This window comes from Sphingopyxis sp. P8, assembly GCF_020622175.1.
In the GTDB taxonomy this organism is placed as follows: domain Bacteria; phylum Pseudomonadota; class Alphaproteobacteria; order Sphingomonadales; family Sphingomonadaceae; genus Sphingopyxis; species Sphingopyxis jiangsuensis.
The window spans coordinates 1,298,803-1,311,485 of record NZ_JACNMK010000001.1; the positions used below are offsets into that span (position 1 = coordinate 1,298,803).

General features: G+C 64.9%; 16 protein-coding genes. 13 read left to right on the top strand and 3 right to left on the bottom strand.

Annotation, left to right across the window (positions count from 1 at the left end; translation table 11 throughout):
* Positions 1–3 precede the first annotated feature (3 nt).
* Positions 4–720, bottom strand: coding sequence for an arylesterase (locus H7692_RS06295; RefSeq protein ID WP_222135619.1), 717 nt, complete (start codon positions 718–720; stop codon positions 4–6).
* 16 nt (positions 721–736) lie between these two features.
* Here H7692_RS06295 and H7692_RS06300 point away from each other — a divergent pair, with 16 nt between their 5' ends.
* Positions 737–1,435: an ABC transporter ATP-binding protein gene (locus tag H7692_RS06300; protein ID WP_222135618.1), complete on the top strand. Its 699-nt coding sequence runs from the start codon at positions 737–739 to the stop codon at positions 1,433–1,435.
* Between the two features lie 154 nt (positions 1,436–1,589).
* A complete protein-coding gene (locus H7692_RS06305; protein ID WP_222135617.1) occupies positions 1,590–4,091 on the top strand; it encodes an ABC transporter permease in 2,502 nt (833 codons plus the stop codon).
* On the opposite strand, the gene H7692_RS06310 is transcribed toward H7692_RS06305, so the two are convergent.
* Positions 4,088–4,843, bottom strand: a complete 756-nt coding sequence (locus tag H7692_RS06310) for a sulfite exporter TauE/SafE family protein (RefSeq protein ID WP_227339928.1) — start codon at positions 4,841–4,843, stop codon at positions 4,088–4,090. The two genes, H7692_RS06305 and H7692_RS06310, sit on opposite strands and share 4 nt — an antisense overlap.
* A gap of 2 nt (positions 4,844–4,845) precedes the next feature.
* A complete protein-coding gene (gene thrS, locus H7692_RS06315) occupies positions 4,846–6,852 on the bottom strand; it encodes a threonine--tRNA ligase (protein ID WP_222135616.1) in 2,007 nt (668 codons plus the stop codon).
* Between the two features lie 201 nt (positions 6,853–7,053).
* Between thrS and H7692_RS06320 the strand changes: the two genes are divergently transcribed.
* The 11 genes from H7692_RS06320 (at position 7,054) to H7692_RS06370 (ending at position 12,652) form a co-directional block, all read left to right on the top strand.
* Positions 7,054–7,233 carry a hypothetical protein gene (locus H7692_RS06320; protein ID WP_222135615.1) on the top strand — a complete coding sequence of 60 codons (180 nt, stop codon included), beginning with the start codon at positions 7,054–7,056 and terminating at the stop codon, positions 7,231–7,233.
* A gap of 3 nt (positions 7,234–7,236) precedes the next feature.
* Positions 7,237–7,647, top strand: a complete 411-nt coding sequence (locus H7692_RS06325; protein ID WP_201926869.1) for a hypothetical protein — start codon at positions 7,237–7,239, stop codon at positions 7,645–7,647.
* Positions 7,644–7,835 carry a helix-turn-helix transcriptional regulator gene (locus tag H7692_RS06330; protein WP_201926871.1) on the top strand — a complete coding sequence of 64 codons (192 nt, stop codon included), beginning with the start codon at positions 7,644–7,646 and terminating at the stop codon, positions 7,833–7,835. Before H7692_RS06325 ends, H7692_RS06330 begins: the two co-directional genes overlap by 4 nt.
* A gap of 22 nt (positions 7,836–7,857) precedes the next feature.
* On the top strand, positions 7,858–8,787 hold the full coding sequence (locus H7692_RS06335) for an alpha/beta fold hydrolase (protein WP_222135614.1): 930 nt from the start codon (positions 7,858–7,860) through the stop codon (positions 8,785–8,787).
* 134 nt (positions 8,788–8,921) lie between these two features.
* Positions 8,922–9,350 (top strand): MerC domain-containing protein, encoded by a 429-nt coding sequence (locus H7692_RS06340; protein WP_201926876.1) that lies wholly within the window; start codon positions 8,922–8,924, stop codon positions 9,348–9,350.
* A 78-nt stretch (positions 9,351–9,428) separates the two neighbouring features.
* On the top strand, positions 9,429–9,683 hold the full coding sequence (locus tag H7692_RS06345) for a DUF6356 family protein (RefSeq protein ID WP_201926878.1): 255 nt from the start codon (positions 9,429–9,431) through the stop codon (positions 9,681–9,683).
* Between the two features lie 4 nt (positions 9,684–9,687).
* Positions 9,688–10,452, top strand: a complete 765-nt coding sequence (locus H7692_RS06350) for an alpha/beta fold hydrolase (RefSeq protein WP_201926880.1) — start codon at positions 9,688–9,690, stop codon at positions 10,450–10,452.
* 8 nt (positions 10,453–10,460) lie between these two features.
* Positions 10,461–10,898 carry an acyl-CoA thioesterase gene (locus H7692_RS06355; RefSeq protein ID WP_201926882.1) on the top strand — a complete coding sequence of 146 codons (438 nt, stop codon included), beginning with the start codon at positions 10,461–10,463 and terminating at the stop codon, positions 10,896–10,898.
* 9 nt (positions 10,899–10,907) lie between these two features.
* Positions 10,908–11,345, top strand: coding sequence for a VOC family protein (locus H7692_RS06360; protein ID WP_201926885.1), 438 nt, complete (start codon positions 10,908–10,910; stop codon positions 11,343–11,345).
* Positions 11,346–11,412: 67 nt separating this feature from the next.
* The gene (gene gloB, locus H7692_RS06365) at positions 11,413–12,141 is read left to right on the top strand and encodes a hydroxyacylglutathione hydrolase (protein ID WP_222135613.1); all 729 of its coding nucleotides are present in this window, start codon (positions 11,413–11,415) and stop codon (positions 12,139–12,141) included.
* 64 nt (positions 12,142–12,205) lie between these two features.
* Positions 12,206–12,652, top strand: a complete 447-nt coding sequence (locus H7692_RS06370) for a hypothetical protein (RefSeq protein WP_201926889.1) — start codon at positions 12,206–12,208, stop codon at positions 12,650–12,652.
* The last annotated feature ends 31 nt before the right edge of the window (positions 12,653–12,683 follow it).

The window sequence follows — 12,683 nt, forward strand, 5'->3', positions numbered from 1 at the left end:
CGGTCATTCGCCGTCGGGCAACGCCTCTCCGACCAACGGTGCCAATGCCTCGGCAATCACCGTCACCCCTTTGGCATTGGGATGAAGATCATCACCCAGCATCAGTGACTTGTCGGTTATTACCCCATCGAGAATGAAGGGGTAGAAGCTGACATCATATTTACCCGCCAGCTCGGGATAGATGGGATTGAAAGCGTTCGCATAGTCGCTGCCGAGATTGGGCGCCGCCATCATTCCTGTGAGCAGCACCGGAATCTCGCGCTTCTTGAGCTCGGCAAGCATCGCGTCAAGATTGGCACGCGTCTGCTCCGGCCCGATGCCGCGCAGCATGTCGTTGCCGCCTAGCCCCAGCACGACGAGCGCGGGCTTGGTCTTCGCATTGTCGAGGACATAAGAGAGCCGCTGGCGCCCCGCCGCGCTCGTATCGCCCGATACGCCTGCACTCTGAACGCGCGCGACCACGCCATCCTCGGCAAGTGCGGCCTGAAGCTGCGGCGCCAGCCCCTCCTTCGGCCCAAGCTGGTATCCAGCATAAAGGCTGTCGCCGAACGCAATCACGAGCGGTGCGCCGGCAGGAATGGCGGCAGTCTTGGCAGGCGCCGCCGCCTTGTCGTTCGTCGATGCCGATGGCGCGTCCGCCGAGCCGCACGCGGCGAGCGGTTGGCAAAGCGCGACCGCGCAACCATATATCAACGCAGAACGCCATCCAGCCGTTTTCATTCCAAAGGGCCCCTTCTTGACCGACGCCACCCGACCATCGCCCGAACCGGCGATCGCCGCCCATAATGTGACGCTGACGCTGGGAAGCGACAAGACCCCCGTCGAAATTTTGCGCGGCGTCGATCTGGAAGTCGCGGCAGGAAGCTCGGTCGCGCTGCTCGGCCCGTCCGGTTCGGGCAAGAGTTCGCTGATGGCGGTACTCGCCGGACTCGAACGCGCTAGCAGCGGGACGATCAAGGTCGCGGGGCTCGACTTCGGCACGATGGACGAGGACGACCTCGCACGCGCGCGGCGCGGACGCATCGGTATCGTCCTGCAGGCTTTCCACCTGCTTCCGACAATGACCGCGCTCGAGAATGTCGCCGTCCCGCTCGAGCTTGCGGGCCACGCCGATCCCTTCGGTCGCGCCGCCGCCGAGCTTGAGGCGGTCGGGCTTGGCCATCGCCTCACCCATTATCCCGCGCAGCTTTCGGGCGGCGAACAACAGCGTGTCGCCATCGCGCGCGCGATGGCGAGCGAGCCTGCGATCATCTTCGCCGATGAGCCGACAGGCAATCTCGACACGGCAACGGGTCACAGCATCATCGAACTCATCTTCGCGCGCCGCGCCGCGCTCGGCGCGACCTTGCTCATCATCACGCACGACCCCGAACTCGCCGAGCATTGCGACCGCGTCGTCGTGATGCACGACGGGCGGATCGAGGAACGGGCGTGAGCGAGGCAATATCAAATCCTCCCCACTTGTGGGGAGGTGGCAGCGGCGGAGCCGCTGACGGAGGGGGCTCGCGGCCTGATACCTCGGTGATGGCCGCTACCCCCCTCCACCGTCCTTTGGACGGTCCCCCTCCCCGCAAGCGGGGAGGATTTTGATGCTCCCCCTCGCGAGCCTCTGGCGCATTGCGCGGCGCGACCTTGCGGCGCGTATCCGTGGCCTTCGCCTGCTCGCCGTGTGCCTCTTTCTCGGCGTCGCGACGCTTGCCGCCATCGGCAGCCTGACCCGCGGCATTACCTCCGAACTCGAGGCGCGCGGGCAGACGATCCTCGGCGGCGATATCGAATTCAGCCTTCCGCAACGACAAGCGACCGACGCCGAAATGGCGGCGTTCCGTGCTGCCGGCACCGCTTCGGCAACCGTGCGGATGCGCGCGATGGCGAATGCGCCGGGCGGCGACGCGCTGCTCGCCGAACTCAAGGCCGTCGACGCCGCCTATCCTCTCTATGGCACGATGCGCACCGACGATGGCGCGCGTCGCGGGCCGCCCCCGCCCGGAGCGGTTTGGATCGGCGCCGACCTCGCTTCGCGGCTCGACCTCAAAGTCGGATCCAGTGTGAAGTTCGGCGAAAAAGCGTTCGTTATCGACGGCATCATCGCCGAAGAGCCCGACCGGCTTGGCGAAGGATTCACGCTCGGCCCCGTCGCACTGATCGGCATCGGCGACCTTGACGCGACGCAGCTTATCCAGCCCGGCAGCCTGTTCGAGAGCAAATATCGCATCCGATTGCCCGCGGGAGCCAACCCCGAAACCGTCGGCAAGCAATTGACCGAACAATTCCCCGGCGCGGGGTGGGACATTACCGACCGCAGCAACGGCGCCCCCGGAACGCGCCGCTTCATCGAGCGCATGGGCCAGTTCCTCGCGCTCGTCGGACTTGCCGCGCTCGTTATCGCAGGAATCGGTGTCGGCAATGGCGTCGCAAGCTATTTGTCGGGCAAGCGGCCTGCGCTGGCAACGCTCAAGGTGCTCGGCGCCGACAGCGCGACGGTCGCGCGCATCTATGGGCTTCAGATTGTCGCGGTCGCCGCCGTGTCGATCGTCGCGGGACTCGCGGTCGGTGCGCTCATCCCCTCGGCGATTGGGTGGATCGCGGGCGATGTGCTGCCAGTCAAGCCCGGCTTCGCCCTCTATCCGCTCCCGCTGGCGGTGAGCGCCGCCTATGGCCTGCTCATTGCGCTCGCCTTTGCGCTGCCGCCGCTATCGGCGACACGCCACGTCACCGCCGCGGGCCTCTACCGCGCGACCGTCAGCGGCGCGGCGCGCATCGGCAAGCGCACGATCGCGGCGGTCGTGATCGCCTTCGCGGCCATCGTCGCACTCGCGGTCGGCACCGCGCGCGAGCCGCTGTTCGCGCTGAGCTTCATCGGCGCCGCGGTTGGGCTGCTTCTCATCCTCGTCTTCCTCGGCTGGCTCGTCCGCCGCACCGCGAGCCGCCTGCCGCGCCCGCGCCGCCCGCTGCTGCGCCTTGCGCTGGCGAACCTCCATCGGCCTGGCTCTGCCACCGGCGCGCTCGTCGTCGCGCTCGGCCTCGGCCTCACCCTCTTCGTCACCCTCGCCGCGATCCAGACGAGCATCACAGCGGAGATTTCGCGCACCGTGCCGCAGCGCGCGCCAAGTTTCTTTGTGCTCGACATCCCGCGCGACCGCAGCACCGAATTCCGCGCGATGGTGACCGCCGCCGACAAGGGCGCCGAGCTCAACCTGATCCCCGCACTGCGCGGCAGCGTCACCGAATTCCGTGGCCAGCGCGTCGACGAGCTCGAACAATTGCCGGAGGGCGCGTGGGTGCTGCGCGGCGACCGCGGGCTGACCTACAGCCCCGCGCTGCCCAACGGCAGCACGCTCGTCGGCGGCGAATGGTGGGCAGCCGATTACAGCGGCCCGCCGCTCGTCAGTGTCGAACAGGAGGTTGCCGCATCGCTTGGCCTCGAAATCGGCGATACGCTGTCTGTAAACGTGCTGGGGGTCGAAGTGCAGGCGCGCGTTGCCTCGTTCCGCACTGTCGACTGGGACAATTTCGGGCTCAACTATGTGCTCGTTTTCTCGCCGGGCAGTTTCGACGCCGCCCCGCACAATATGGTCGCGACGGTCTCAGTCGACGAGGCAGCGGAAACCGGCCTTGCGCGCAGCATTCCACGCGCCTTCCCCTCGGCATCGCTCATCGCGGTGCGCGATGTCGTCAGCCAGGTCACGATCCTGCTCACGCAGATGAGCCAGGCGATCGCCGCCGCCGCCAGCATCGCGATCCTCGCGGGCATCGCGGTGCTCATCGGCGCGATCGCCGCGAGCCGCGAGCGCCGCGTCTATGACAGCGTGATCCTGAAGCTGCTCGGCGCGACGCGTGGTCAGATTCTGGGAGCGCAGGGGATGGAATATGCGCTGCTTGCATCGGTGCTCGCGTTGCTCGCGCTGGGGCTCGGACTGGCCGGGGCGTGGTATGTGGTGACGCAGCTTTTCGAATTCACCTTCGCGCCCGATCCGCTGATTGTCGGCCTGACCCTGCTCGGCGGCGCAGGCCTGTCCTTCCTGATCGGGATCGCGGGAAGCTGGCCGCTCCTCTCGGCAAAGCCGGCGCAGGCGCTGCGGAGCCTCTAGTCGATCAGCCTGACCAGCGCCGATACGGCGGCAATGCCGAGCACAAGCGCGACCATCGTCTGCCAGACATGCGGCGGCACGCTGCCGAAATGGCGCCCGCCCAGGCGGTTGCCGAACCACATCGGCGGAAAGAGCAGCAGGGACAGCAGGAAGAGCTTCCACGTCGCGATCCCGACCCACAGCGCCGCGAGCGTCCCGGCAATCGCGGTCAGGAAAAAGATCAGCAGCATCGACGCGCGCGACGTGCGCGGGTCGAGCGCGCGGCGGAGGTAAAAGGGCACAACGGGCGGCCCCGGCATCGCCGCAAAGCCGGTCAACACGCCCGAGACCAACCCGGTCCCCGCGACCGCGATACGCCCCGGGCGGTGCCCCGCCGGCTGCTTGGGCAGCAACACCGCGACAAAGGCACCAACCGCGACGAGCGTGATCAACAGCCTCGCCACCTCAGGCCGCGTCGCATCGAGCGCGACCATGCCCACCGGCGTCGTCGCCATCGCAATGAGCCCGATCGGCAGCGCGGTCGCGCGGTCGGCATCGGCCAGGATGATGTTGATACCGACCGGTCCGATCAAAAGCTGAAGCAGAATGCCCAGCACCACCGCCTCGCCCGGCGGGACGATCAGGCCCAATAACGGCACGAGAATGATCGCCATCCCGAACCCCGTCAGCCCGCGCACATAGGCTGCCCCAAAGGTCATCGCCGCCGCACCGGCAAAGGTCAGCGGCGCGAGGTCGACTAGGTCGGCAAGCACGTTCAATCTTTGCGCAGATCCGGCGGCGTCGCTTCGGCCTTCAGCATCGCGATCGCTTCGGAAAGCGGCATGATGCGCTGGCCATCCTGGCCGAGCGTACGGATCGCAACCGTGTTTTCCTCTGCCTCGCGCTTGCCGACGACGAGCAGGTACGGAACCTTGGCGAGGCTGTGTTCGCGGACCTTGTAGTTGATCTTTTCGTTGCGCAGGTCCGTGTCGACGCGGATGCCCGCGGCGACGAGCTGCGCGACCGCCTCCTTCGCATAATCGTCGGCATCGCTGACGATCGTGGCGACCACCGCCTGCACCGGTGCGAGCCACGTCGGAAAGCGGCCGGCGAAATGTTCGATCAAGATGCCGATGAAGCGCTCATAGCTGCCGAAGATCGCGCGGTGGAGCATCACTGGGCGATGCCGCTCGCCGTCTTCGGCCACATAAGAGGCGTCGAGCCGTTCGGGAAGCACGCGGTCCGACTGGATCGTTCCCACCTGCCACGTCCGGCCGATCGCGTCGGTCAGATGCCATTCGAGCTTGGGCGCATAGAAGGCGCCCTCGCCCGGCAATTCTTCCCAGCCATAGTCGTCGGTCGCAAGCCCCGCGCGCGCCACCGCGGCGCGCAGTTCGGCCTCGGCCTTGTCCCACATCTCCTCGCTGCCGAAGCGCTTTTCGGGGCGCAGCGCGAGTTTGATCGCATAGCTGTCGAAGCCCATGTCCTTGTAGATGCGGTCGGCGAGTTCGCAGAAAGCCTGCACCTCGTCGACGATCTGGTCTTCGCGGCAAAAGATATGCGCGTCGTCCTGCGTGAACTGGCGCACGCGCATCAGCCCGTGGAGAGCGCCGTGCGGTTCGTTGCGGTGACAGCAGCCGTTTTCGTAGAAACGCAGCGGCAGATCGCGATACGACTTGATCCCCTGGCGAAAGATCAGGACGTGCGCGGGACAGTTCATCGGCTTGAGCGCCATCCATTCGGCGGCGTCCGAAACCAGCGGCCCCTCGTCTTCGGTATTCGGTACCTCGTCGGGGATGACGAACATATTCTCGCGATATTTGCCCCAGTGGCCCGATTGTTCCCACTGGCGCGCATCCATCACCTGCGGCGTCTTGACCTCGCGATAGCCCGCCGCGTCGATGGCACGGCGCATATAGGCCTCAAGCTCGCGCCAGACGATATAGCCGTGCGGGTGCCAGAACACGCTGCCGTGCGCCTCTTCCTGCAAGTGGAAGAGGTCCATTTCGCGCCCCAGCTTTCGATGGTCGCGCTTGGCGGCCTCCTCGAGCCGGTGGAGATGCGCGTCGAGTTGTTTCTTGTTGAGCCAGCCGGTGCCATAGATGCGCGTGAGCTGCGCGTTGCGCTGGTCGCCGCGCCAATAGGCGCCCGCGACGCGCATCAGCTTGAACGCCTGGGGGTCAACCTTGCCCGTGCTCGCAAGATGCGGGCCGCGGCACATGTCGAGCCAGTCGTCGCCCGACCAATAGACGGAAAGTTCCTCGCCCTCGGGCAATTCCTTTGCCCATTCGGCCTTGAAGACCTCGCCTTCCTTTTCCCATTTGGCGATCAGCGCATCGCGGCTCCACACCTCGCGGCGGAGCGGCTTGTCGGCGCGGATGATCTCGCGCATCTTTTCCTCGATCGCTGGCAAATCGTCCATCGAGAAGGGGTCGCGGCTCTCGGGCGCCTTCACGTCATAGTAAAAGCCGTCGTCGGTCGCGGGACCAAAGGTGATCTGCGTTCCCGGCCACAGCGCCTGCACCGCTTCGGCCAGGATATGGGCATAGTCGTGGCGAACCAGTTCGAGCGCGTCGGCCTCGTCCTTCGCAGTAATCAGCGCGAGTTGCGTGTCGGCATCCAGCGGCCGCATGATGTCGCGCACCTCGCCGTCGACGCGCGCCGCGAGCGCCGCCTTGGCAAGGCCGGGGCCGATATCCGCCGCAATCTGCGCCGGGGTAGTCCCGCGCACGACTTCACGGGCAGAGCCATCGGGAAGGGTGACACGGATCATCTCGGACATCGGGAAAGCAGCCTTTCTGGCGGAGTAAAACTGCGCCCCTTTGCCAGCCATGCTGCGCCGCCGCAAGAGGCCCGGCGTATCGTCACGCGCCCGCCTCGCCGAAGACTCGGAACAGGTAGCTTGTCACTATGTAAATGACACTTGACATGTGCGACTCGCTATGTCAATGTTCCTTTACTATTGAACAAGGAGGCTTGACCAATGAATCCCGTTCACCGCGCCCTGCTCTGGTCGGTTGCCCTGATGGGCGTTGCTGTCGCGAGCATTTTTGAGCGGGTCCCGACGGACCTCGCCAACACGCTGATCATCGTGCTGCCGGCGCTGATGATCGCGACGACGCCGCGCGCAGCACGCTGCTGCAGCCTGCGCGCAAAGGCCTGACCGATGGCGATCGATGCCCCAACCCGTCGCTATTTTCGCCGCATGGTCGCCGTTTCGGCAATTTATGTGGCCGCGATCTTCGCCGCGAGCAGCATCATCCCCGACGATGCGAAAGCGACGCCGCTGACGGTCGCCATCGCGCTCGTTCCCGGTATCGCGGTACTCGCTTTCATCTGGGCGATCGGCAGCTTCCTTGCGGAGCTGACTGACGAATATTTGCGTTTTCTGGAGGTGAGAAAGGCGCTGATTGCAACGGCCATGACCCTCGCGCTGACTGCGACTTGGGGCATCCTTGAAATCTATACCGACGTACCGCGGATCGAGATTTTCTGGGTGTTCCCCCTCTGGTGCATCGGCCTTGGCGTCGGCGCGCTTGTCAACAAGCTGACGCTTGGCGACGGGGGCTGTCCGTGAAGAACCGGCTGAAGGTGCTGCGCGCCGAGCGCGACTGGAGCCAGGGCGACCTTGCCGAGCGGCTCAAGGTATCGCGCCAGTCGGTCAATGCGATCGAAACGGGGAAATATGACCCCTCGCTCCCACTCGCCTTTCGCATTGCCGACCTGTTCGACCTTTCGATCGAAGAGATTTTCCTGCGCGATTGACGCATTTTCCCGGAGACTGAACATGTTGAAATGGACGTTTGCTGTGGCGTTTGCCGCAGCCTCGCTTTCGACTACCGCTGCCACTGCCGCGGCCACCCCACAACCATGCAGCGCACCATTGTTCGACGGAACGCGCGTTACCATTGCAATTTCGGGCAATGGCCCCGACGTCGTATTGCTTCCGGGCCTGTCGTCACCCCGCGCGGTGTGGGATCGCACGGCACGCCGGCTGAAGGACGCGTACCGGCTCCACATCGTCCAGATCCGCGGGTTTGGCGATTCTGCGGGCGCCAATGCCACTGGGCCGGTGCTGGACCCGGCATCCAGAGAGGTCGCGGGTTATATCGACGACTGTATCTTGGGAGCGGGACGTGAAGCTCCGGCAATCGTCGGCCACTCGATGGGCGGACTCGCCGGGCTGATGATTGCGGCGCGCCAACCCGACGCGGTCGGGAAGCTGATGATCGTCGACGCGCTGCCCTTTATCGGCACATTGTTCGCCCCGGATGCCACTGTCGAGACGCTGCGTCCACAGGCCGAGGTGGCAGCGGGTGCGATGCGCGCAGAATACGGCCGCCCGCAGCCCGACGGACCGGTCGCCGACCCGGGCGAAAAGAGCCCGATGGGGCGCATGTCGAATAGTGCCGAAGGGCGGATTGCGGTTGCGACATGGGCAAGGGCATCCGACCCCCGAGTGTCCGCCCAGGCCTTTTATGATGTCCTGACGACAGACATGCGCGCTGAACTCGGCTCGGTCACCGCGCCGGTGACGCTTGTCTATGCGCAAGACGATCGGGTGGCGTCGCCCGTTGCAACCAAGGCACTGTTCGAAACGCCCTATCGCGATATTGCCAACTTCCGCGCACAGATGATCTCAGATAGCCGTCACTTCCTGATGCTCGACCAGCCCGCGGCTTTTGCCGAGGCGCTCGATAAATTCTTGGCCGACTGACGCCACAATTTAGATCCGATGCGCGTGCCGCATAGGCCCGCACTTCCACCGACAGCCACACGCGCGACAAGACACTCTTGCAATGATATACTGTATCACTAAATGGGGCGTACGCCTGATCGAAAGCTCCGTACATGTCCCTTGCCGTCGCGCACCGTCCGTCCCTGCGTCATCGCGCCGCCGATCTTGCGGGTGTCGCGTTGTCCGTCGCCTGCCTCGTCCATTGTCTGGCCCTGCCGCTCGCCCTCGTGCTTGCGCCCGCCCTTTCGACATGGCTGGACCTTTCCGGCGAAGTCCACGCCGCGATATTGATGCTGGCGCTGCCGGCTGCGCTTGTCGCCATGGTTGGGGGATGGCGGCGGCATAGGCGGCCGATGCCGGCCCTGCTGGCAGCGACAGGCCTGACGCTGCTTGCGCTGGGCCTTGCCGCGCACGAAACTTGGCTGCCGGTGGCCGACCCCGAGATCGCCGACCGGTTTTTCTCCGGCGCAGGGGCGCTGCTGCTCGCCGGCGCACACCTCATCAACTGGCGCCGCGGCGGCCATCCGGCGACGCATGATTGAATGGTGCGAGCGCGGCTGCGCTTGCGAGGCACCGCAGCGCCCGCTAGGGCGGCACCCATACGGAAGGAAGCCCAGTCGATGTTCAACCGCCTGTTTGTCGATCACCCCAAAAGCGTCGACGAAAGCTATATCGAACATTTCGGCGTCGCGTCGAAATTCGGTGTGACGATGATCTGGGGCGGACTTTGTGCGCTGGTCCACGCAATCGTCCCCGGCTGGTGCATCACCACGGGAAGCGACACGATCCGGCGACTCAACAAGATCATGGTCGAACAGCGCGCCGCAAAAGGCCAGGCGGCCATACAGGTCAACACTGTCGACTGGGTGATCTGAACCCATGACGGATGGTCCCGCGTTTCAGCTCCTCGACCGCACCGGCCGCCCACGCCTCGCCTATCGCCATATCGCTGGCACCGGCCCGACGATCGTCTTCCTCCCCGGTTATATGTCCGACATGGAGGGCGGCAAGGCGACGGCGCTCTATGCCTGGGCTGCCGCCGAAGGGCGGGCATGCCTGCTGCTCGACTATGCCGGGTGCGGATCGTCGGAGGGTTTGTTTGCCGAGCAGGACCTGATCGACTGGCGGGGCGATGTGCTCGACCTGATCGACGCGAAGGCTGAAGGGCCGGTGCTGCTGGTCGGCTCATCGATGGGCGGCTGGCTGATGCTCCTGGTGGCGCTCGCGCTTGTCCGGCGCGACGGTCCGGCGCGCGTGGCCGGACTTGTCGGCATTGCTGCGGCGCCCGATTTCACGGACTGGGGCTTCAGCGACGAAGAGAAAGCGATCATCCAGGCCGAAGGCGAGCTGCGCGAGGACACGCCCTACAGCGACCAGCCCTATGTGACGACGCGGCGTTTTTGGCAGTCGGGCGAGGCAAATCGGTTGCTCGACGCTCCGATCCCCCTTGCCTGCCCCGTGCGCCTGCTCCACGGGCAAGCCGACGGCGACGTCCCGCCCGGGATCAGCCATCGCCTCGCCGCCGCGCTGGCGAGCGAGGATGTACAGGTCACGCTGGTCAAGGGCGGCGATCACCGCCTGTCGCGTGAGGGCGACATCGCGCTACTCATCGATACCGTCGCGCGGCTTGCAACGAACGATTAGAGGAATAAATGGCCCGCAGCGATTTCAAGTTCCACGTCCGAAAACGCGTCCGCTATGCCGAAATCGACGCGCAGGCGGTCGTGTTCAACAGCCGCTACCTCGAATATTTCGACATCGGCATCACCGAATATTGGCGGGCAGTCGGCATCTATGAACGCTGGCCGGTCCACGACAGCCCCGAGTTTCACGTCGCGCGCGCCGAGGTCGACTACAAGGTGCCCATGCTGGTCGACGAAGAGATCGACATCTGCGTGCGCTGTTCGCGGATCGGACGCAGTTCGGCGACATTTCTTTTCGAACTTCACGGCGCGGGCAAGGAGGATTTGCGCGCCACCGGGCTTGAGGTCAGCGTCCATGTCGCCGAAGCGCGCGGCGCCCCCGCTCCCGTGCCCGATGAAATCGTAAACATGTTCGAAGCATTTGAAGGATGCGCGCTCCGCGCCTAAATTGCCCCCATGACCAAATATCTCCACACGATGATCCGCGTCAGCGATCCCGACGCGACAATCGACTTTTTCAAGCTGATCGGGCTCGAAGAAGTTCGCCGCTTTGATAATGAAAAGGGCCGCTTCACGCTGATCTTCCTCGCCGCTCCCGGGCAGGAGGGGATCGCCGAGGTCGAGCTTACTTATAATTGGCCGCCCGAAGACGGTAGCGCGCCCGAGGCCTATTCGGGCGGGCGCAATTTCGGCCATCTCGCCTATCGCGTCGAAAATATCTATGACACCTGCCAGCGCCTGATGGACGCGGGAGTGACGATCAATCGCCCGCCGCGCGACGGACATATGGCCTTTGTGCGCTCGCCCGACGGCATTTCGGTCGAATTGCTGCAGGACGGCTATCTCGACCCCGCCGAACCCTGGGCGTCGATGCCGAACAGCGGAAGCTGGTAAGCAACCAAGGCTGCTTCGTCTTCGCGCCGTCTATGCTATGAACGATGGACGGGGGAAAGGAGACGAGATGGCTGCGCTTGAAATCGTCCGCATTCCGGTCCTCAGCGACAATTATGTCTGGCTGGTCCACGAGTCCGAAAGCGGCGCAACGATGGTGGTCGATCCGGCGGTCGCCGACCCGGTGCTCGCGGCGGCAACCGAGCGAGGCTGGACGATTACCGACATCTGGAACACGCACTGGCACCCCGATCACACGGGAGGAAACGCCACAATCAAGGAGGCGACGGGGTGTACGATCACCGGGCCCGCCGCCGAAGCGGCGCGCATCCCGACGCTCGACATCACGGTAACGGGCGGCGACACGGTGCGCCTCGGCAATCATGTCGCTGCGGTGTGGGACGTTCCCGCGCACACAGCGGGACATATCGCCTATCATTTCGCCGATGATGGCGCGATCTTTGTCGGCGACACCTTGTTTGCGATGGGATGCGGGCGCCTGTTCGAAGGCACCGCCGAACAGATGTTCGCGAACATGCAGCGGCTGGCAGAGCTGGACGACGCGACGCGCGTTTACTGCGCGCACGAATATACTTTGTCCAACGCGCGCTTTGCCGTCACGGTCGAACCCGACAACAGCGCACTCGCAAAGCGCCTTGCCGCAGTCGAGACCGCGAGAAGCGCCGGTGACGCAACCGTGCCGACAACTATCGGAGAAGAGCGGGCCACCAACCCCTTTTTGCGCGCCAACAGCGCGACCGAACTCGGTCGTATTCGCGCCTTGAAAGATGCCGCCTGATGCGCCGGCTTCAGCGCCTATTCATCATCGATAACAATAATCGCAAGTCGCAAGGAGCATGTTCATGGCAAAGCTGAATCTCGTGGGGGCCGCGCTGCTGGCTGCGGCGATGCCGCTTGCTACCGGCTGCGCCCCTGCCGGTTCGGGCGAGCCCGGCGCCGCTGCACTAACGCCGCGGCAGGCCGAAACGCTCGACAAACAGCTTGCGGGCAAGGTCGCGGGTGAACCGACCAAATGCCTGCCCAACTTCCGCACACTAGACCTCGTCCGCGTATCGGACGACATCTTGCTCTATCGCAGCGGATCGAACCTCGTTTATCGCAACAATCTCAAGAGCAGCTGCCCGGGCCTTGCACGCGACAGCGATATATTGGTCATCGAACAATATGGGTCATCGACCTGTTCGGGCGACTTTTTTCATCTGGTCGACCGATCGAGCGGCATTCGCGGTCCGACCTGCGTTTTTGGCGACTTCGTCCCCTATCGCAAACCGGCGGGGGACAAGGGCTAGGCTCCGGCCCGGCAGCAGGCGAGGTTCCGGT

Excerpts from the sequence above, each read along its gene's own strand:
- H7692_RS06295 (WP_222135619.1), bottom strand. The coding sequence starts at position 720 with ATGAAAACGGCTGGATGGCGTTCTGCGTTGATATATGGTTGCGCGGTC.
- H7692_RS06305 (WP_222135617.1), top strand. The coding sequence starts at position 1,590 with ATGCTCCCCCTCGCGAGCCTCTGGCGCATTGCGCGGCGCGACCTTGCG.
- thrS (WP_222135616.1), bottom strand. The coding sequence starts at position 6,852 with ATGTCCGAGATGATCCGTGTCACCCTTCCCGATGGCTCTGCCCGTGAA.
- H7692_RS06320 (WP_222135615.1), top strand. The coding sequence starts at position 7,054 with ATGAATCCCGTTCACCGCGCCCTGCTCTGGTCGGTTGCCCTGATGGGC.
- H7692_RS06325 (WP_201926869.1), top strand. The coding sequence starts at position 7,237 with ATGGCGATCGATGCCCCAACCCGTCGCTATTTTCGCCGCATGGTCGCC.
- H7692_RS06335 (WP_222135614.1), top strand. The coding sequence starts at position 7,858 with ATGTTGAAATGGACGTTTGCTGTGGCGTTTGCCGCAGCCTCGCTTTCG.
- H7692_RS06340 (WP_201926876.1), top strand. The coding sequence starts at position 8,922 with ATGTCCCTTGCCGTCGCGCACCGTCCGTCCCTGCGTCATCGCGCCGCC.
- H7692_RS06345 (WP_201926878.1), top strand. The coding sequence starts at position 9,429 with ATGTTCAACCGCCTGTTTGTCGATCACCCCAAAAGCGTCGACGAAAGC.
- H7692_RS06350 (WP_201926880.1), top strand. The coding sequence starts at position 9,688 with ATGACGGATGGTCCCGCGTTTCAGCTCCTCGACCGCACCGGCCGCCCA.
- H7692_RS06355 (WP_201926882.1), top strand. The coding sequence starts at position 10,461 with ATGGCCCGCAGCGATTTCAAGTTCCACGTCCGAAAACGCGTCCGCTAT.
- H7692_RS06360 (WP_201926885.1), top strand. The coding sequence starts at position 10,908 with ATGACCAAATATCTCCACACGATGATCCGCGTCAGCGATCCCGACGCG.
- gloB (WP_222135613.1), top strand. The coding sequence starts at position 11,413 with ATGGCTGCGCTTGAAATCGTCCGCATTCCGGTCCTCAGCGACAATTAT.
- H7692_RS06370 (WP_201926889.1), top strand. The coding sequence starts at position 12,206 with ATGGCAAAGCTGAATCTCGTGGGGGCCGCGCTGCTGGCTGCGGCGATG.